We start from the raw sequence: 19,983 nt of genomic DNA on the forward strand, positions 1-19,983 counted from the left end.
GTACTTTCTAAAAAAATTAAATTATTTTTGTATTTTTTACAAATCTAAATGTTTTTTTAACAGATATAACTTAATTGCAACCGATAATTGCTCAAAAAACTGCATTTCATTTACTTCTGGCGATAAAATCGTCTTCATCTTTGTAATGCGATAACGAATCGTATTCGGGTGGCAATAGTGTAACTCCGCAACAGCTTTAATATTCCCCTCTTGTAAAACATATGAGATAGCTGTTTCTAAAAAGTGATCCCATTCCTCTAACGGTTCAATCCATTCATCTATATATCTTTTGACGAAAGAAGGCTGTTTTTTCATTAATTCAATTAATAATTTCTCTGTTTTCAATGTATCGTATGAAAAAATTGCTTGGTTATAAAGATTCGCAAAAATATTAGCGTAACACGCTTCTTGTAATGCCTTCGCTAAATCTTGCTCTGTTTCATGAACATTACTCATACCAATTTGGATTGGTGCTAATTCCTTTTTACAAATTTGTAAGATCTCCATCATCCGTTCATGAAAAGGCGCTGATGAACTATGATTCGTCATGACCATAATCATTTGCTGTTTATAACGGGTAATTAATCCTGTACGTAAAAAAGGTTCTAAACGAAATAAATTATATGAAGCAATGTGCGGACTTGAAATACTCACTACATATGCATATGTCTCAAAAGGTCGGTTCAATTGGCGCATAAGTGTAGATTGTGTTTCGCGGTCTAAATCATCTTCAATTAAACGAGCAACCGTTGTCTCTAAAAATTCGACTTGTGAAGCACGTGTACGATAATTCATCGCCTGAAAAATAATATCTTCAAAAAACTCATCCCCGCCGAATTTTAAAACAGGAATCTCTTTTTCCACTGCTAATTCTAAAACTTCAGATGGTAAATCTTTATAAATCACTGGCTTATAAGCGAATGCACTAATATGTAGGTCCGCAAATCGTTCTACCATATCCATCAGTAGTTCCGGTTCATGTTGTGCAAATAGCAAACTTGTTAACACCAAACTATCCTCTGTGAACATCTTTTCACGCGTTCCTTCAAACCCCTTAATAAACTCAAAGTCTAAAATTTCAACGTTCTTCATCTTTTTGTGTAGAAAATCTTCCCCTGCTACAACCTCAAAATCCTTTGTAATCGGTAATTCTAAAAAATTCTGAACGGTCATGACCATTTCTTCCACCCCCAACTAACTTTTCCCTTTTTTATTATACTTTTTAACTTAAACAGTATTCCAATTATATCTATGAACGTTCAAAATATTCCGTCTATCGAAACATATGCTATACTAGAGCTAATTACGTTAGAAATGAGGGATTTTAAATGGATCAATTACAACAAGTCGATCAATATTTTACAAATCATCGTGAAAAGCATTTAGAAGAAATGAAAGAATTTTTAGCCATTCCAAGTATTAGTTCACTTTCTGAGCATAAGCCAGATATGCAAACAGCTGCTGATTATTTAGCAAACTTGCTTGAAAAAGCAGGTATGGAAAATGTACAAGTACAACCAACACCAGGACATCCTGTTGTAACTGCTGAATGGTTACACGCTGAAGGTCGTCCAACCGTTCTTGTTTACGGTCACTATGACGTACAACCTGTTGACCCAATTGAACTATGGGATACAGAACCATTTAAGCCTGAAATTCGTGACAACAAGATATATGCACGTGGTTCAAGTGATGATAAAGGTCAAGTATTCATGCATGTCAAAGTACTTGAAGCTTTATTACAAACAGAAGGAAAATTACCTGTTAATGTGAAAGTCATCTTTGAAGGTGAAGAAGAAATCGGTAGCGTTCATTTAGATCAATTCATCGCTGACCATAAAGAAGAATTAGCAACAGATGTTGTATTAATTTCAGATACAGCACTATACGGTCCTGGTAAACCAGCTGTATGTTATGCACTTCGTGGTTTAGCAGGTATCGAAATTACAGTAAAAGGTTCAAAACGCGACTTACACTCTGGTGTTTATGGTGGCGGTGTACAAAACCCAATCCATGCATTAGCTGATTTATTATCTTCATTCCATGATGAGCATGGTACGATTTCTGTAGAAGGTTTCTACGATTCTGTTCGTCCATTAACAGATGAAGAACGCGCAACTTATGCAGAACTAGACTTCTCTGAAGAAGATATTAAAGAAGAAACAGGCGTAAAAGAATTATTCGGTGAGGAAGGCTTCTCCTATTTAGAACAAACTTCTGCACGTCCAACACTTGAAGTAAACGGTGTATTCGGTGGCTTCTCAGGTGAAGGAATTAAGACAGTTCTTCCTGCTCAAGCTGGCGCAAAAATTACATGTCGTCTTGTTCCAGACCAAGATCCAGACGAAATCGTTCGTCTTCTTCGTAAACATATTGAAGCGAACAAACCTGCTGGTGTAGACGTTGAAGTAGCTGAATTTGATAAAGGTAAACCGTTCATCACACCGATGGATCACCCACTCATTCAAGCAGCTGGTCGTTCATATGAAACGCAATATGACGCAAAAACAGCTTATGTACGTGAAGGTGGTTCGATTCCAATCGTCTCAACATTTGATGAAATTTTAGGCGCACCTGTTGTTATGATGGGCTTCGCACTATCAACAGAAAACATTCACGCACCTAACGAACACTTCCACTTAGAAAACTTTGATAAAGGTCTACGTGTCGTAAGTGATTACTTCCACGAAATCAAAGATTACAAAAAATAAATAAAAAAAGAAACAGCTCGATTCTAACGGGCTGTTTCTTTTTTATCATTATAAACATGTATCAATCGCAATATGGATTGTAATCGTACCATCTGCTTCGTATTTTTCAAAGTCGTATGTATAAGCACGATTAATGACGCCATCATCTTCTTCTTGCCAAATCTTTTGCCATGTTTTGAATACACCCATCGGATCATGATGATCCACTACATAGCTTTTATAGGCTGTATTGACATCAATATTCAAGTCACCAATTTGGCTTTCGCGATATACACCTACTGTATAATCACCTTTATAATTACTCTCATATTGACTATATACACCATAAAGAACAGTGCCATCTAGCTTGTAAGGTGTAGCCTCATTCCATAATTGGTCGAACTTCATCGCCATATCCGGATCATGGAAATTATTCGTACGAATCTCGCAAATTGACTTCAATTGAATCATCCTTCTCATCTCCTTATTTTTATACTATACGAACAAATGTTCTTTTACAAGTAGAAAACGAGTATATAGATATAAAAAAAGGAAGCTATTTCCTCCATAGACGTTGTATCTTCCTACTTATACATTCGGAAAATATTCGTTCTACTTTAGAAATAACTTCAAATTCACAAGATTTTTATTAAAAGAATGTCACAAATTCCTCAATAGATTTTTTTGGTTTTTCAGCAGGAATTGTATCAAAGTAACCAAATTGCAACATCGCAATCGGTCTTTCGCCTGCTTCTACATCTAATTTATTCAAGAACTCCGGTTTCTCTAACCAACCTGGTGTTTTCCAGCAACAACCAATTCCTTCATCCCACGCAAGCAATTGAATGTTTTGAATAAAGCTACTTGCTGCCGCAAAATCCTCTAGGCGTTCTTTTTGACGCAAATCTTCTGGCATGATGACAAAAGCGACAGCACCTGGTGTTGTAAACTTCACCATCTTTTTCGCTAATTCTTCTACAGATAGTTCTTCCCAGTTTGGTACAACAACATCACGAATAACCGTATTTAATCGTTGTAATCCATCTTCTGTAGCTAATACAATACGCCACGGTTGACGGTTACCATGGTTTGGAGCCCATTTAGCATCATCAAAAATGGTTAATAGTGCTTCTTTTGAAACAGGTTTACCATTGAATAATTTAATTGAACGACGATTGCGAATAACTTCTTTAACAGTAAGAATAATGTCCAACTCCTTCACTTTCATGTAATTTAACTGTATCATATGCTGAAAAAAATAAGAAGTTGCATATGATAACCATTATGTAAAATCGTTGTAAATTAGAAAAGCAGCTAGGTTCAAATATAATATTTCCCCTAGCTACCCTACTATTTATTGTTTCTTAAATAACTTTCCTGGCCAGTAAGCGTAACGTCCCATAACTGTTGTTAGTGCTGGTACAAGTAACGGACGAATGATGAATGTATCCATTAAAATACCGATAGCTGTTACAATACCAAACTGTACAAGTACTTGAATTGGTAGTGTCCCTAATACCGCAAACGTACCAGCTAAGATTAAACCTGCTGATGTAATAACGCTTCCTGTATGAATAACACCTTCTTGGATGGCCAACTTATGTGGTTTACCCTCTTTACGATTCTTCCAAATTTCAGAAATCATAAAGATATTATAGTCTTCCCCGAGTGCTACTAAGAATACGAATGCATATAACGGAATTGAACCAGAGATTGCATCGAAACCTAAAACATAGTGTAGAACAATCCAACCTGCACCAAGCGCTGCAACGAATGATAATACAACGGTTCCGACAAGGTAGATTGTTGCTGTAATCGAACGAAGATATACAAGTAATAGTAATGCGATTAATGCAATCATCGTTGGTAGAATCACAGATTCATCGCGAGAGATTGTTTCTTTCTCATCATATTGTGAAGCTGTTTCGCCGCCTACCCATACTTTACCGTCTTCTACTTTTGCATCTTTCAAGAAACCTTCTGTTGCTTTTGTAATCTTCGGTACAGTTTCTAGAGCTTCTGCTGAGTAAGGATTATCTTTTAAACTTACCTCATATAATTGAATGTTTTTATCTTTTTCACTTTGTTGTGGTGCTGCTACTTCACCAACGTAACTTAATTTTTCAAGATCCTCTTTTAAGTTAACATCTTTGCCTTTTGTATCGACAACGACTTTCATTGGTGCAAGTTCACCAGCTGAGAAGTTATCCTCAATTAATTTAAAGCCTTCACGTGAGTTTGTATCATCTGGGAATGATGATAGTAAATCAAACGTATAGTTAATCTTTGGTGTGAATGCTGCAAGACCACCTAAGAATACAACTGTGATAATAATGATTGCCCATGGTTTACCTGTTACAAGATGTGCAATCTTCTTACCGATACGGTGTTGTGGTGCATGTTGCTTTGGTGCTTTGCCTTTTTTCGCTGCTACTTCCTGCGCCATTTTCTCTGTACGCGGAATGAATGGGAAGAATGCCACACGACCAATGATTACTAAGATGGCTGGTAGTACAACTAGTGCTGTAATTCCCATGATTAGAACGCCGAAACTAAATGGTACAGCGAATCGATGGAATGAACCATAGTGTGCTAAACCTAATGTTGCAAGACCGATTACAACTGTTAAAGCACTCATCATAATCGCGCCGCCCGATTCCTTCATCGAAATCTTCATCGCTTCAAAACGATTTTCTACTTTTAATAATACTTCACGATATTTTGAAATCAGGAATAAACAGTAATCGGTTCCTGCCCCGAATAATAGAACGGTCATGATGGACACTGCTTGGTCGTCCTTATCAATCCATCCCTGCTCCGCCATCAGTCCAAGTAATGGTGAAATCACACCATATGCTAGACCTACTGCAATTAATGGAATAATCGCTAATAATGGTGAACGATAAATTAAAATTAATAATACTAATACAAGTAATACAGTTGCTGCTAATAATTTAAAGTCTGCATTTTTGAATAGACCTGTTGCGTCAATCGCAATTCCAACAGGACCTGAGTAACGAAGGTTTAGTTCGTCTTTATTGTCATAACTACCTGTTGTTTTAACATCTAAATCTTTTACTTGCTTTTTAATGTCATCTAAACCAACTTGTAATTGCTCCGTTGTTGATTTTTGATCAAAGAATACAGGTGTAACAAGTGTAGACCCATTCTCTGAAGCTGATTTCATTAAAGCTTGTGGTGGTAATTTACCAAATGGAGGAATTGTTGCCTGATGAGGTACAGGGTTGCTCTCCAAATCTTTATATAATTTTTGAATTTTTGCGTAATCCTCTTGATTTAAACCACCCTCGCGGTGCCAAACAAGTAATAATGGAATACCTGAATCATTTGGAAATTGTTCTTTAATAACTTTTTCCGCTTCTTTTGAAGCTGCGTTTGAAGGTAAATTTTCTGCGTTGTTGCTTTCTACGCTATTAATTTGGGGAAGTGTAAATGATAATACCGCTACGAGTAGAACCCAAAAAGCTAATGTAATCCAGCGTCCTTTTTTACCTGCTACTAACGCGCCCCATTGTTCTAATGGATGCTTTCGCATATTTTCTCACTCCTTTTTTATTCTCTCTCATTATATATACTCGAGAGTTAATTAATCAAATAAAATTTTAAAATATGATATAATAACCTCTAAATTCTATTAGAAAGTGAGGGCTTCACTATGTCAGTTTCACCTAAAAATTTAGGTCGCCCTAAGCAAGAAGATCGTGTAATCCCTACAAAAACGCATATTTTAAATACGGCAATCCAACTTTTTTTACAATATAGTTATAAAAATACATCAATGGATGAAGTAGCACTCAAATGTAATATTACAAAAGCGACAGTTTACTATTATTTCAAAACAAAAGCTGAATTATTTACAGCTTCTGTTGAATCTTTAATGACGACGGTACGTCAAAGTTCAGTAAAGATTCTATCTCAACATATACCCTTTCAAGAGCGACTTGAACAACTAATTATTGTTTTTACACGCGCAACTGTCGATATCGATATTCACACATTTATTCGCGAAGCATCATCTAGCCTATCAGAAGACCAATTAAAAAGAATTCAAGCCTCTGAAGATGCCATGCATGACGCAATTGAAGCTTGTTTTGCAAAAGAAGTAGAAAATGGTGTTCTCCCGAATAAGAGTACGAAATTTATGGCACATTTATTTTTATCACTTCTTAATTTAAGTAAGTTTACCGATTCAAATGGGCAAGGTTTTTTCAACACTCTTGAAGAAACTGCACATGAAATTACAACATTTTTCTGGAATGGCGTTCATAGTAGCAAATAATTGAAAAAAATTCCTTTATTTTTTTCACGAAATCATTTTTTTTAATTAATTTTTGATACAATACAAGTAACAACTAAATTGTACGGAATAATTTTTTAGGAAAGGATGTTATGAAGTGGTTCAGCATGCAGAGAATGAAATTTTAGACACAATTAAATTATGTGACGCAAAAGGAAATTTAAATCCTGCTGCGATTGGTTATGCACGAAAACCTTTAATTCAAAGTAATTTAAAGGGCCACTTCATGCGTAAGAAAAAGTGGAATTATTGGTGTGTGTATGGGGATGATTTAATGTTCTCAGCAGCTATTAGTCATCTTGATTATGCAACCGTTTGCTTTGTTTATGTATTAGATTATGAAACGCAACGTTTTTTCGAAAAAACAATTACGATGTCACCACTCGGTAAAAAACCAAAGATGTCTGAACACGTACTCGATACAACGATTTGCAATCATAGTGAAATGAAAATTCAGTTTCTCTATGATGGCTATCAAGAAACACAAGTAACCGTTACAATTCCTGATTTTGATGGTGAGCTACTGCATGCTGATTTGACCATTCACCATTTAGAGGAAGATGAATCACTCAATGTTGTCATTCCTTGGAATCGCCAAACATTCCAATTCACCGCAAAACATCATACATTACCAACAGAAGGTTATGTGAAAATTGGTGATCGTCGCTATGCGTTCGATCGTCGCGATTCTTATGCTGTACTCGACTACGGTCGCGGTGTATGGCCGAGAGAATCGACTTGGAACTGGGCGATGGCATCACAGCGCTGTCGTAATCATCGTGTTGGGCTAAACTTTGGTGGACAATGGACAGATGGCACAGGTATGACAGAGAATGCTTTTTTCTTTGACGGAAAAATGACTAAAATACATGAAGATGTCATTTTCAAATATGATGAGCAAGACTTGATGAAGCCGTGGACGATTCAAACCAAGTTTTCAAATGACGTACGCTTAACGTTCAAACCGTTTTTTGAACGTGTTGCAAAATCCGATGCAAAACTTGTCCAATCAACTGTCCACCAACTATTCGGATACTTTGAAGGCTTCGTTAAGTTTGAAAACGGACAAATTCTTCCGATTCGACAAATGCTCGGTGCTTCAGAAGTGCATAAAGCGAAATGGTAATATATATGAAGAGCCACACTGAATTTTAAAAACAGTGTGACTCTTTTATTATGATTTATTTTTCCGATGCTTTAATAACACATCTGGGACATCTGTAAATACAGCCTCCACCCCTAATTTCTCCATTGCATCGTAGTCTTCTATTTTATTCACTGTATATACGCGGAATATACTTCCCTTTTGAATATCTTCACGAATTACACCTCTTTTAGCCGCATTCAATGAAATGTGTAAATGCTTCGTGCCAATTTTTTCACCATATTCATGTAGGTTCACTAAAATTTTTTCAAATAGCGCAGCTGTTGTATTATTCGGTGCCACACGCAATAATTTTTCGACCATCACATGGTCAAATGATGAATAGATGACACGATCTGTCATATCTAAGTAATCGACTTGTTCCATAATCGCTTGTTCAATTTCAGGATAATCCACCACATCTGTTTTAATCTCAATATTTAAGAGATGATGTGTATCTTTGAATACACGTAATACTTCTCCAAGTGTCGGAATTTGTATCCCTTTAAATTTTTTATCTTTCCAACTACCAAAATCAAGCTCACGAAGCTCTGAAAATGTATAGTCTTTCAAATGTCCTTTACCATTCGATGTACGATGAATTTTTTCATCATGATGAACAACAAGTACACCATCTTTTGTACGCTGTACGTCAAATTCGATTCCTTCTACCGGAAGTTTTGATGCTGCTTCAAAAGCAGGTAATGTATTTTCAGGATAGTCACCTGAGAAACCTCGATGGGCAAAAATTTTCATGTCTTTTCTCTCCTATCTTCCATTACATCATGAAAGGTATTCCTCGTTTTTGCAAATCTTTTTTAAAAAACGTATGATAGTATTTGTCACTCTACCAAAGAAAGCCGTTTTTGTCCTTTTATTAAAGGGATTGAAGCAGTATGAAGGGCCGTGTCAAGCATTCCATTACGTTTCAAAAACGATATTTCGATGGGAGGATTTTTTTATGTCTGAACAACATCCTGATTTTCAACAGGAAGCACAACATCTCACCTATGTGAAAAACTTTATGGAAAAATTACTGCATGAATCAGAAGAAGATTTAGCTAATGCACAAGAAATCATTCGAAACTCCATTGCAGACCTCGACTACTTAGATTCCAGCTTAGGATACTTAAATATTTTAACGAATACTCGCTTTTTTGATATGGCGAGTAATCAACAAGAAGGGCTCGAAGCAATTAAATCGAAGCCTTATTTTGCGCGTATTCACTTTGAAAAAGAAGGCGAGCCCGATGAAAAACTCTATATCGGGAAAACCTCACTATTCGATAAAGAAACGCAAGAACCCGTCATTGTCGATTGGCGCTCACCAGTCGCAAATGTTTATTATGATGGGCGTTTAGGCGACTTAACGTATATGGTGAATGATGTCGAAAACAAAGGTCACCTCTATTCTAAACGCCAATATAAAATTGAAGATGGTGAATTACTTGATGTACGAGACATTGACTTAACGACGAATGATGCGCTACTACAAGATGCACTTGCTGGGAAAGCTGACGTTCGATTAACTGAAATTGTTTCAACCATTCAAGCTGAACAAAATGAAATTATTCGTGCGCATTTAAAACAACCGATTATCGTACAAGGAGCGGCTGGATCTGGGAAGACGACGATTGCCCTTCACAGAATCTCCTACTTCCTTTACACAATGGGTGAACATTTCGAAGCAGAAAAATTAATGATTTTAGCACCGAATAAACTTTTTATCGATTATATCTCGGATGTACTTCCAGAACTTGGTGTCGGCGCAATTTGTCAAACAACATATGAAGAATATGTACAAAAAGCAATTGGACTCTCTTTAAAACTAACTGCTCCGAATGAATTACTTGAATCTCTTATCGAACAAAAAGCAAAAGATGATGTACTCTGGATTACCAAGTTAAAAGGTTCACTCGAATATCGTGATTTAATGGACGGATTAATTGCTGAAATGAATGCGCAATATGAACAACACTTTACAGATGTCTTTCTTGAAAAATACCGTCTACTACGTGGTACAAAATTATTAAAACTATTCCGTACGGAGTATGCTTACTTGCCAATTGAAAAACGAATTCAAAAGATTAAAGCTGTTGTACAACGTACCGTACAGATGAAAAAGAAGAAGATTTTGTACGATTTGAATCGTAAATACGATGATATTTTAGGACGTGCGCTAAACATCATTGACCCAGTAAAGCGAAAAGCAGAAGTAACGCGCTGGATTGATGAACGTGATATACGTATCCCCGCAATTGAAAAAGAAGCAAAAACACTTGTTACACGTTACATGAAGCCTTTCTCAAAACAAAATATTAAAAAAATCTATCGCCAACTTTTAACTGATGACATACTTCTAGCTAAATTAACACCCAATTGGTCAGAAGAAGAACGTCATACATTTTTAACATTCCATCAAAAAGAGCGTTATGCGACAGAAGATTTAGCAGCACTTTATTACTTGCATGCGAAAATTAAAGGAATTTCAGATGAATGGAAAATGCGCGCTATCTTCATTGATGAAGTACAAGATTATAGTCTTTTCCAATTAGCAGCTTTAAGAGATGGACTCGATACAGATTTATTCACGATGGTTGGTGATTTAGCGCAAGGGATTCATAGTTACCGTTCGCTCACAAATTGGGGACCTGTCCGTGAACTATTCCCTCGTGCCTCTTATAAGACACTTCAAAAAAGCTATCGTACAACAATTGAAATTATGGACGTTGCGAATACAATTCTTCAAGGAATGAAGGAAGATTTACCACTTGTCGAACCGGTTGTACGTCATGGACTTATTCCTGAATTCCATGAAATGCATGGAATTGATCCACAGTTGATTCATACAATAAATGAACAAATTCGCGCCAATGGACATCGCTCAATCGCATGTATTTGTAAATCGACAAAAGAAGCAAAAATACTAACACAGAAGTTACAACAAGCTGAGGTTCCTGCATTACTATTAGATGAAACATCGGAAATTGACCAAGATGCTATACTTGTCGTACCAAGTCATCTCGCAAAAGGACTTGAATTCGATGCAGTAATTCTCGTAGCGAGTGAAGAACCTTTTGAAGATACACCACTAGAACGTAAATTACTCTATGTTGCGTTAACACGTGCCATGCACGAATTACATCTTGTAGCACCGACGAAACAATATTTTTTATTGGATTAAATTAAAAGAAGGAATCGCGCTATTTGTGGCACGATTCCTTTTACTTTTAGTAATCTATTTTTACAACTTATCCATCATTTTTCGCCAAAGTGATTTTTCTGCTTCACGTTCACGTTTTCTCAGCTCATCTGCAATTAAGTCACTGAGTTGATCATAGAGTTTTTCACCGAAGTGTAAGCCATCGTCACTTTTTCCAACGAGTAATTTTTCATAATCCGGTTGTGTATAAACATGTTCAAAAAAATCAATACATGTACATTGATACTGTGCGGCTACGCGTTGTACCGCATCTGCATATTCGTGAATGCGTGCATTCGTACGATATTTTTGTTTATGCTCGTCTACAGGAGGTGGCGTAATCAAAATGACTTTTTTAGGACCGATTTTTTTCACAAAAAATGCGAGATTTTCTTCATAAATGGATAAAGGGATTTGTTTCGTTTCAGAACAATCATTCGACCCAAAAAGAATCGTTACGACATCTGGATGCTCTTCCAAAACTTCTGACTTTAAATGCTCTCGCGCAGACACCGTCGTATTCCCAGGAAGTCCGATATTCACATATATATGCCCTTTTACCTTTTCCGATAACATCATCGTCAACATTGGCTTAGGATAACCTTCTTTTCGAGCAGTTAAACTATCGCCAAAACAAACTATTTTCATATGTCACCCTTCTTTGCTGCTTATTTCACAATGTAATAATCGACTTGTTCCACTACTTCAAAACCAGCTTGTTTATAAAAAGTAAGTGCTTCGATATTTTCAGTTTCTACTTCTAATCTAACACTTTCAAGTTGTTGTCTATATGCTTCATTCTTTACCCACTTCACTAAATTTGAAGCGATGCCCTGACGACGTTTGGAAGCTAGTGTTGTAAAAGATGTAATCCATAATTGTCGTTCCAACACTGCTGTTGTAACCATCGCAACGACTTCATCTTGTTGTGTTGCCACAAAAACGTGACTACTCGATTCCTCATCCATGAGCGCAATAAATTCTTCTGTTTCTTCAGGTAAGTCACCAAAACCATCTGACATCATTTGTTGAACAACTTGCAAATCATCTGGTTGATACGGACGTACATTGAATTCCACGTCATTTTCTTGTTGCGCGGCAGTCATCATTTGAAGCTTTGATGAACTATATACATACCCCTGTTGTTCAAGAACTTGTTTCATCTCTTGACGCTGATCGACAACTGCCATTTCACCTGTCGCTTGTCTTTCTTCTAGTCCATGTTTTAATCCATCAATTAATACTTCTTCTAAACCAATTGAACGATATAAAGGTTCAATGACCATCGACCATTCGTATGCATGTAAACCAAATGCATCAAAAGCGCTCAATGCTGCTACTAAGCGGTCATGGTCCTCGTCATAGATAAAAACAAAAAAACCACGTGTATCCCACTCATTCCAATCTTGTTCATGCATCCATTCCAAATAATTTACACCATCAGTTAGCGCTGCATCTTCACATAATTGAGTTAGCTCTTGTTGTGTCAATGTATCGAGTGGATACGTTGCCTTCATCGCAAATACATTCATTTTATCACCGTTACCTTATAGAATATCTCCTATTGTAAGTCCTATTCGCCTTTCGTTCAACTTTCAAGAAAATGGAAAAGGAGAATCGGATAATTTTCGATTCTCCTCATATCTTTTATTCAATTGCTTTCCCTTGTTGTAACATACCGTAATAAATTCCCTGCTTCTCGATTAACTCTTTCGGCGTACCTTGTTCGACTAATTGTCCTTTTTCCATAACAAAAATTCGATCTGCATTTTTCACTGTATTGAGACGATGCGCAATAACAACGCTTGTACGGCCCTTCATTAAATGATTTAATGCACGTTGAATATGCAGTTCCGTTACGGTATCAATACTTGAAGTTGCCTCATCTAATAACAGAATCGCAGGGTCTGCAATAAGCGCTCGCGCAATGGATAATAACTGCTTCTGCCCCTGACTTAAATCACTCGCTTCAGGTTTTAACACATGATGATAACCATCTTCTAATTGTTCGATAAAAGCATGGGCATTCGCCTGTTTACATGCTTCAATGATTTCTTCATCTGTGGCATTTAATCGACCATAACGAATATTTTCTAAAATAGATGCTTCAAACAGGAACGGATCTTGAAGAACAAATGCCATCTGATTGCGTAAATCTTCTCGCGAAATCTGTTCAATCGGTTGGTTATCGATTCGAATTTGTCCTGAAGTTGTTTCATAAAAGCGAGCCATTAATTGCATAATGGTTGTCTTCCCTGCTCCTGTCGCACCGACGAGCGCCACTGTTTCACCTGAGTGAATATTAAAGTTCACATTTTGTAAAATGTACGGTTCTTTTTGTGGATCATATTTAAAATCAACGTGATCAAACGTAATATTCCCCGCCAGTCTTTTCGTTAAAGACTTCGTTCCTTCTTCTACTTCCTCTGGCTCATCCAGTATCTCAAAAATACGTTCTGCACCTGCGATGGCAGATAACACGTTATTAAATTGATTCGCTAATTCATTCAGTGGACGTGTAAATTGACGAGCATACTCAACGAAAATCACGACAATCCCAATTGTGACATGCCCTTTGTAAGCTAAGTAACCGCCAAATCCTGCAACAATCGCAAAGCTGACATTATTTAAGAAGTTCATCACTTTCGGAATACCACCTGAGTAGACATTCGCCCAGTAACCTGTGCGACGTAAACGTTGACCATTCTCCTCGAATTGGCGAATCATGCGTTCTTCTTGCGAATAAGCTTTAACAACATATTGTCCTGAGATTGTTTCTTCTACCATACCGTTCAATGCACCAAGTGTCGCTTGTTGCTTTTTAAATAATGGACCTGTGCGACGTGTAATCCACTTCGTCGCTAAAAACATCATCGGAATAATAATCATCGTCACAATGGTTAAAAGTGGGCTCAAAATCATCATAAAGGTGAATGTTCCTGTTAAAATGAGTGCACTTGAAAATACTTCAATGAATGTACTATTTAATGTAGAACTCACATTATCTAAATCATTCGTCATACGACTCATTAAATCACCATGTTGTTTACGGTCAAAGAATGAAATCGGCAGGCGCTGATACTTTTCAAACAATTGTGTACGTAATCGGTAAACAGTTTGTTGGGCAATGCCAATCATCCAGTAGTTTTGTAAAAATAACGTAATTGACACCATAATATAAATTCCCGCCAATAGTATGAGTGTTGGACCAATACCAATTAAATTCTTCGGTAAAATTTGTTCATCAATCATACGACCAATTAATAAAGGTCCTAGCAACATTCCGACAGAGCTTAAGAAGACCATTGCTAATACAACAAGTAGTAGAATACGCTGTTCGTCTACAAGCTGCCAAATACGACCAATCGTCCCTTTCATATTCGATGTCTTCGCTCGTTTTTTCTTTTGATGTGACTGAATATCTTCTTTTGTTAAAATCGGTTTATATTGAAATGCTTTAAACATTCGTATTCACCTCCTGCTGTGAAGCGACAATCTCTCGGTAAAGTGCACTATTTTCAAGAAGCTCCTCATGCGTTCCTTGTGCAACTACCTCACCTTGATCCATTAATAAAATACATGTAGCACTTTTCGCTGTTGCAATCTTTTGTGTCACTACAAAACGTGTTGCGTCTTCATATTCATTTAATGCCTGCCATAACTTCGCTTCAGTCGTTAAATCGAGTGCACTCATACTATCGTCGAAAATAAAGAGTTCTGGTTGACGGATCAAAGCACGCGCAATCGCAATACGTTGTTTTTGTCCGCCTGATAAATTCACACCTTTTTGTCCTACGCGTGTTTCATAACCATCTGGAAAACGCATAATGGTCTCGTGGATTTGTGCAATCTTACATACATGCTCCACTTCTTCTAGCGCCGCATGTTCATTCCCCCACGTAATATTTTCAAAAATCGTTCCTGTAAATAATAGAGAACGCTGCGGTACATAACCAATTTTTTGACGTAAATCATGTGGATCATAACTTTTTACGTCTTTTCCTTCTACGAACATCGTACCTTCCGTCGCATCATACAGACGAGGTAATAATTGGAGTAATGAGGACTTACCTGAACCTGTAGCACCCATAACTGCAATCGTATCACCACGATTCGCTGCGAACGATACATCATGTAAAATAGACTTTCCTTCTTCATCATACTTAAATGTAATATGACGTGCTTCGACATAATATGGACTATATTCTTTATTTTCCTGAACGGTTTGTACTTCATCCATCGATAAAATTTCATTCATGCGATTGGCTGAAGCAGAAGCGCGCGAGAAGAACGTAATAATCATCGCAAACATGCTAAAGTTTCCTGTGATGCGCATCGTGTAGTTGAAGATTGCGACTAAATCACCGACAGGCATGCGATCTGCTTGAATCTCTTTTGCACCAAGCCATAAAATAACGAGTAAAGCAACATTCATGACAATTAATAAAACAGGTTGGATACGTTCCATTAAACGAAGTGCCTTCATCGTATCTGTTTTTAAAGCGACTGCTAATTGATTAAATTTAGTCGATTCATAAACACCGCGCATATACGCTTTGATTAAACGTGTCGCTTGTAAGTTCTCTTGAATGTTACGGTTCACTTGGTCGACACGTCTTTGAACTTTCCCAAAGTTTCTAGCACCTTTTCGCACCATGAACCATAAGAAAATAAGTAAAAACGGAATTCCAATCACTAAAAAAATTGCCAACTTAGCATTTACTAAAAAGGCCATAACTAGACTACCGATCACAACAAGAGGCGCACGCATCATAAAACGTAATGACATGAAGAAAATATTTTGTACTTGCGTCACGTCATTCGTAATACGTGTAATCATGCTCGATGTAGGAATCTTTAAAAAGCTATGCATTGAATAAGATTGCACTTTTTTAAATAGTGCAACTCGTAAGTCATACGCAAAACTTTGTGCTGCATGTCCTGAGAAGAAACCATTTGAAAGCCCTGCTATAAAAGCAAGTACACCTAGCCCTAGCATGATACTTCCCCATAAAATAACCGTATGTAAATCCCCTGCGACCACACCCTCATCGATAATTTTTGCCATGATGAGTGGTTGTACTAATTCAACTGCTAATTCGACTAACATCAGCATGAAGGCCACTAAGGCTGCCCATTTATAAGGGCCTATATAAGAAAAAACTTTTCGCATAAGACACCTTCCCGACTTCATTGATTTGTTTATTATGACATATTCCCACTTCATTTCTCTAGATAAATGTTTCGCCTTCAAAAATAGCTATAATCATGATTTAAAAATTACTTTAAACTAAACGATTTATGTCTTTATATACAAAAAGAAGGAATGGTTCACCCACTCCCTCTCTATTCTTCCTTCATCTTCACCGATTGTCGATTTCCTTCAATTGATAACCAGACAACACATAAAATCATAAGAATAATTCCGATGATTTGAACGCCCGCAAGTACACTTCCCAACCAAATAACCGATATAAACATTGCAGTTAATGGTTCGAAACTCGATAAGATACTCGTTTCAACAGGTGAAATATATTTCATACTACTTAAAAATAGGATAAAAGCGATTGTACCAAAGAAAATAATCGCTAATAACATTAGATTCGTATCACTTTCTGCAAGTAGCGCATATTGTTTAAATTCCCAAAAACCTTTTGAGAACCCAAGAAGCAAACCACCTATTAACATGCTCCATCCAATTACAACGAGTACACCCCATTCATTCATGACAGAAGTGGGGTATAGTGTATAAAAAGCAAATGTCAAACCTACACCTAATCCCCAAAGAAGCGCTACAGGACTTACTAATAGGTTTGATATAGAACCATTTGTTAGCAATAGGAACAAGCCGATTAATGTCCCTAAGATACCGAATATTTGATATCTCGGTGGAAACATCTTTTGTGAGAATGACACATATAGCACAACAAAAATAGGTGCTAAAAATTGCAATAATGTTGCTAAAACTGCATTACTTGCATGAATCGCAGCAACAAACGTATATTGTACGCCGAGCATCCCAAACACACTAAAAATCACAAGTTTAATCCACCAATAAGGTTGTTTCCAAATAGCATATATATCTCTTTTAGTCACAACTAAAAAGCATAATATGAGAAAACCTGCCAATAAAAGGCGTATTGTTAGCATAAATGATACACTCATATGACTAGACGATAATACCCATTCCATCATAGGTCCTGTCGCTCCCCAAAGCATTGAACCAATTATAATCATGATGATTCCTTTTAATCTCTTAGTCGTATGATTCATTTTTAAGACCCCCTCTTCACATCTTTTTGCTTATTTTTTTCGATTTTTTTTGTATTTTTATCCCTTTGAATAATATTTTCTTAAACGCAAATCAAAATTAGGTAAAATAAATTATTTTTATTTCATAGTCTGTTACTAATGACTTATATACTTTTTTTCTCTATAATAGAAACTATACCGTAAATTCAAGGAGTCGTTGTATAAAATGAAAGAAAGTGAAATCTTATTACCATCTTCACAAGAATTAATTAACCAGTTACCCCAGCCTTTTCTCCTTGTCAATAAAGACGGAGAAATCATTCTATGGAACCATACAGCGGAGAAATATTTAGGTTACGATACGAATGACGCACTTGGTTACCCAGTACCTTTCGCTGAACAAAGTCAACTCGCTACAAACGAACTAATTTTTGAACAATTAATTGACAAACCCGAAGTACGTGACATGGGCTACCTTGCATATATAACAAAAGATCAAACGCGCATATTATGTAAAACATTCTTTACTGTTTGGACAATTCAAGATCAGCCTTATTTAGTCATTAGTTTGACACCATCCGATCGTAACATTTCTGATGCAAATTTTGAAGAACAGTTATCTTATTTAAGATCCGGTTTAGAAGATTCCTTCATGATGTTGTCAATTGATGAGAATGGTTTAATTGAAGCAGCCAATTCGAACTTTTTAAAATATAGTAAATGGACACCAAAACGTATTATCGGGAAAACATTATGGCAAATGTTCCCACAAACAGATGAAGGCTCAAAACAAGCGGATAAAATCTGGTCTACGCTGAAAAATAACCGTACATGGCATGGTGAAGTTGAACAAATCACAAAAGATGGACAACCTTATTGGGTAGAATTATCCGCTATTCCAATTGCTAAAAATAAAGAGAATCGACCTTCTTATCTATTTTTAGAAAATGATATTACCGATAAAAAGATGTTACAAAATCGTTTAGAACAAATCGCCTACATCGATCAAGAGACTGGACTGATGAACCGTTACCGTCTAGAACAAATCGTCAACGAGATGATTGAAGAAGGTCATCACTTCACGTTCGTCTTTTTAAGTATCGACAAGTTCTATTCACTAAAAGAAATATATGATGAGCAAACAGAAGCTGTACTCGTAACAGAGTTCACAAATCGCATGAAAATGTATTTCCAAGATAGTACGATGGCCCGTATTAGTGTCAACGAGTTTGTTGTATTAACGCCACTTGGTGAATGGTTTATCCAAGGGTTCTTATCTTACTTAACACAACACCCGATTTACTTGGATCATACTTCAACTCCTTTAACTGTAAGTGGTGGTATTACAAAATTCCCTGAAGACCAAAGTACATTTAGTAACTTATTCAAAGCTTCCAACTCAGTAATCCAAAAGGTACAAGCTGAGGGCGGAAATCTTATTATGAGCTTATCTAAGGCTGACCATGAATCTTTAAGTACCCGTTCAATTATTGAAAAACGATTATTGATTGCACTAAATCAAAAAGATTTACGCGTGCTTTATCAACCACAACAAGATTTAACAACAGATGAAATCACAACTGTTGAAGCGCTCGTACGTTGGGAAGACTCTGAAATTGGGATTGTACCGCCAGATATTTTAATTCCGATTGCAGAAGAAACTGGTTTAATTAATCAAATCGGCAGCTTCATGCTTGAAAAAGCTTGTGAACAAGCTGTTGAATGGGCGAATGCAGGGACACCAATTCGCATTAGTATTAACACATCGATTCGTGAATTCCGCGATAAAAATATGGTTGATACGATTTTAAAAGTATTAGAACGTACACAATGTCCACCACATTTACTGCAAATTGAGATTACAGAAAAATTTGCGCTTGAAGCAGAAGCAGAAGAATCGATTGTTAGCCAAATGCGTAAATTACAAGCTAAAGGGATTAAATTCTCATTAGATGATTTTGGAACAGGTTATGCTTCATTCCGTTATATGCAACTATTACCTTTAGAAGAGTTTAAAATTGACCGCTCGTTTATCGCACCGATTGTCTACCAAGAGAAAACGCGTGCTTTAGTTCAAGGTATGATTCAATTTGGACGTTCTTTACACATGCGCGTTGTTGCAGAAGGTGTTGAATCAGAAGAACAAATTGCGATTTTACGAGAAGCTGGCTGCGATGCAATTCAAGGTTATCAATTAAGTCGCCCTAAAGTTCCGCAAGATATCGAAACTTTATTTACACCAAATGAATTATTATAAAATAAGCACCTCAACTGTTCTTTACGGATTGGTTGAGGTGTTTTTTTAACTACTTTTAAGTAAACTTAAATTAAAAATAAGTTGACACAAAAACAGAAAAAGTATTAAATTGGATATTGA

General features: G+C 36.5%; 15 protein-coding genes. 5 read left to right on the forward strand and 10 right to left on the reverse strand.

Going from position 1 to position 19,983, the window contains the following annotated elements; translation table 11 throughout:
* Positions 1–36: 36 nt before the first annotated feature.
* Positions 37–1,173, reverse strand: a complete 1,137-nt coding sequence (locus tag ASO14_RS13020; RefSeq protein WP_165442643.1) for a PucR family transcriptional regulator — start codon at positions 1,171–1,173, stop codon at positions 37–39.
* A 155-nt stretch (positions 1,174–1,328) separates the two neighbouring features.
* Here ASO14_RS13020 and ASO14_RS13025 point away from each other — a divergent pair, with 155 nt between their 5' ends.
* Positions 1,329–2,711 carry a dipeptidase gene (locus ASO14_RS13025; protein WP_068456196.1) on the forward strand — a complete coding sequence of 461 codons (1,383 nt, stop codon included), beginning with the start codon at positions 1,329–1,331 and terminating at the stop codon, positions 2,709–2,711.
* Between the two features lie 48 nt (positions 2,712–2,759).
* Here the strand turns inward: ASO14_RS13025 and ASO14_RS13030 are convergent, their stop codons facing one another.
* The 3 genes from ASO14_RS13030 to ASO14_RS13040 form a co-directional block, all read right to left on the reverse strand.
* Complete coding sequence (locus ASO14_RS13030; protein ID WP_068456199.1) at positions 2,760–3,161, reverse strand: hypothetical protein; 402 nt, start codon at positions 3,159–3,161, stop codon at positions 2,760–2,762.
* Between the two features lie 178 nt (positions 3,162–3,339).
* Entirely contained in the window at positions 3,340–3,897 is a 558-nt protein-coding gene (locus tag ASO14_RS13035; protein ID WP_231727011.1) for a nitroreductase family protein, read from the reverse strand.
* A gap of 147 nt (positions 3,898–4,044) precedes the next feature.
* Positions 4,045–6,246 carry an MMPL family transporter gene (locus ASO14_RS13040; RefSeq protein ID WP_068456206.1) on the reverse strand — a complete coding sequence of 734 codons (2,202 nt, stop codon included), beginning with the start codon at positions 6,244–6,246 and terminating at the stop codon, positions 4,045–4,047.
* Positions 6,247–6,366: 120 nt separating this feature from the next.
* On the opposite strand from ASO14_RS13040, the gene ASO14_RS13045 reads away from it, so the two are divergent.
* Both ASO14_RS13045 and ASO14_RS13050 read left to right on the forward strand, forming a co-directional pair.
* Complete coding sequence (locus ASO14_RS13045; RefSeq protein ID WP_068456209.1) at positions 6,367–6,990, forward strand: TetR/AcrR family transcriptional regulator; 624 nt, start codon at positions 6,367–6,369, stop codon at positions 6,988–6,990.
* A gap of 115 nt (positions 6,991–7,105) precedes the next feature.
* Complete coding sequence (locus ASO14_RS13050) at positions 7,106–8,134, forward strand: DUF2804 domain-containing protein (RefSeq protein WP_068456213.1); 1,029 nt, start codon at positions 7,106–7,108, stop codon at positions 8,132–8,134.
* A 48-nt stretch (positions 8,135–8,182) separates the two neighbouring features.
* On the opposite strand, the gene ASO14_RS13055 is transcribed toward ASO14_RS13050, so the two are convergent.
* Positions 8,183–8,908: a glycerophosphodiester phosphodiesterase family protein gene (locus ASO14_RS13055; RefSeq protein WP_068456216.1), complete on the reverse strand. Its 726-nt coding sequence runs from the start codon at positions 8,906–8,908 to the stop codon at positions 8,183–8,185.
* A gap of 205 nt (positions 8,909–9,113) precedes the next feature.
* Between ASO14_RS13055 and helD the strand changes: the two genes are divergently transcribed.
* Positions 9,114–11,336, forward strand: a complete 2,223-nt coding sequence (helD, locus tag ASO14_RS13060) for an RNA polymerase recycling motor HelD (RefSeq protein WP_068456219.1) — start codon at positions 9,114–9,116, stop codon at positions 11,334–11,336.
* 60 nt (positions 11,337–11,396) lie between these two features.
* On the opposite strand, the gene ASO14_RS13065 is transcribed toward helD, so the two are convergent.
* The 5 genes from ASO14_RS13065 to ASO14_RS13085 form a co-directional block, all read right to left on the reverse strand.
* Positions 11,397–12,002, reverse strand: coding sequence for a GDSL-type esterase/lipase family protein (locus ASO14_RS13065; protein WP_068456222.1), 606 nt, complete (start codon positions 12,000–12,002; stop codon positions 11,397–11,399).
* 20 nt (positions 12,003–12,022) lie between these two features.
* Entirely contained in the window at positions 12,023–12,886 is an 864-nt protein-coding gene (locus ASO14_RS13070; RefSeq protein ID WP_068456225.1) for a GNAT family N-acetyltransferase, read from the reverse strand.
* A 115-nt stretch (positions 12,887–13,001) separates the two neighbouring features.
* The gene (locus ASO14_RS13075; protein ID WP_068456228.1) at positions 13,002–14,819 is read right to left on the reverse strand and encodes an ABC transporter ATP-binding protein; all 1,818 of its coding nucleotides are present in this window, start codon (positions 14,817–14,819) and stop codon (positions 13,002–13,004) included.
* The gene (locus ASO14_RS13080) at positions 14,812–16,527 is read right to left on the reverse strand and encodes an ABC transporter ATP-binding protein (protein WP_068456230.1); all 1,716 of its coding nucleotides are present in this window, start codon (positions 16,525–16,527) and stop codon (positions 14,812–14,814) included. The genes ASO14_RS13075 and ASO14_RS13080 overlap by 8 nt, the downstream gene beginning before the upstream one ends.
* Before the next feature lie 173 nt (positions 16,528–16,700).
* Positions 16,701–17,627, reverse strand: coding sequence for a DMT family transporter (locus ASO14_RS13085; RefSeq protein WP_068456233.1), 927 nt, complete (start codon positions 17,625–17,627; stop codon positions 16,701–16,703).
* 205 nt (positions 17,628–17,832) lie between these two features.
* On the opposite strand from ASO14_RS13085, the gene ASO14_RS13090 reads away from it, so the two are divergent.
* Positions 17,833–19,863 carry a bifunctional diguanylate cyclase/phosphodiesterase gene (locus tag ASO14_RS13090; RefSeq protein ID WP_068456236.1) on the forward strand — a complete coding sequence of 677 codons (2,031 nt, stop codon included), beginning with the start codon at positions 17,833–17,835 and terminating at the stop codon, positions 19,861–19,863.
* Positions 19,864–19,983: the final 120 nt, after the last annotated feature.

It is taken from the genome of Kurthia sp. 11kri321, from assembly GCF_001534765.1.
GTDB classification, from domain to species: Bacteria; Bacillota; Bacilli; order Bacillales_A; family Planococcaceae; genus Kurthia; species Kurthia gibsonii.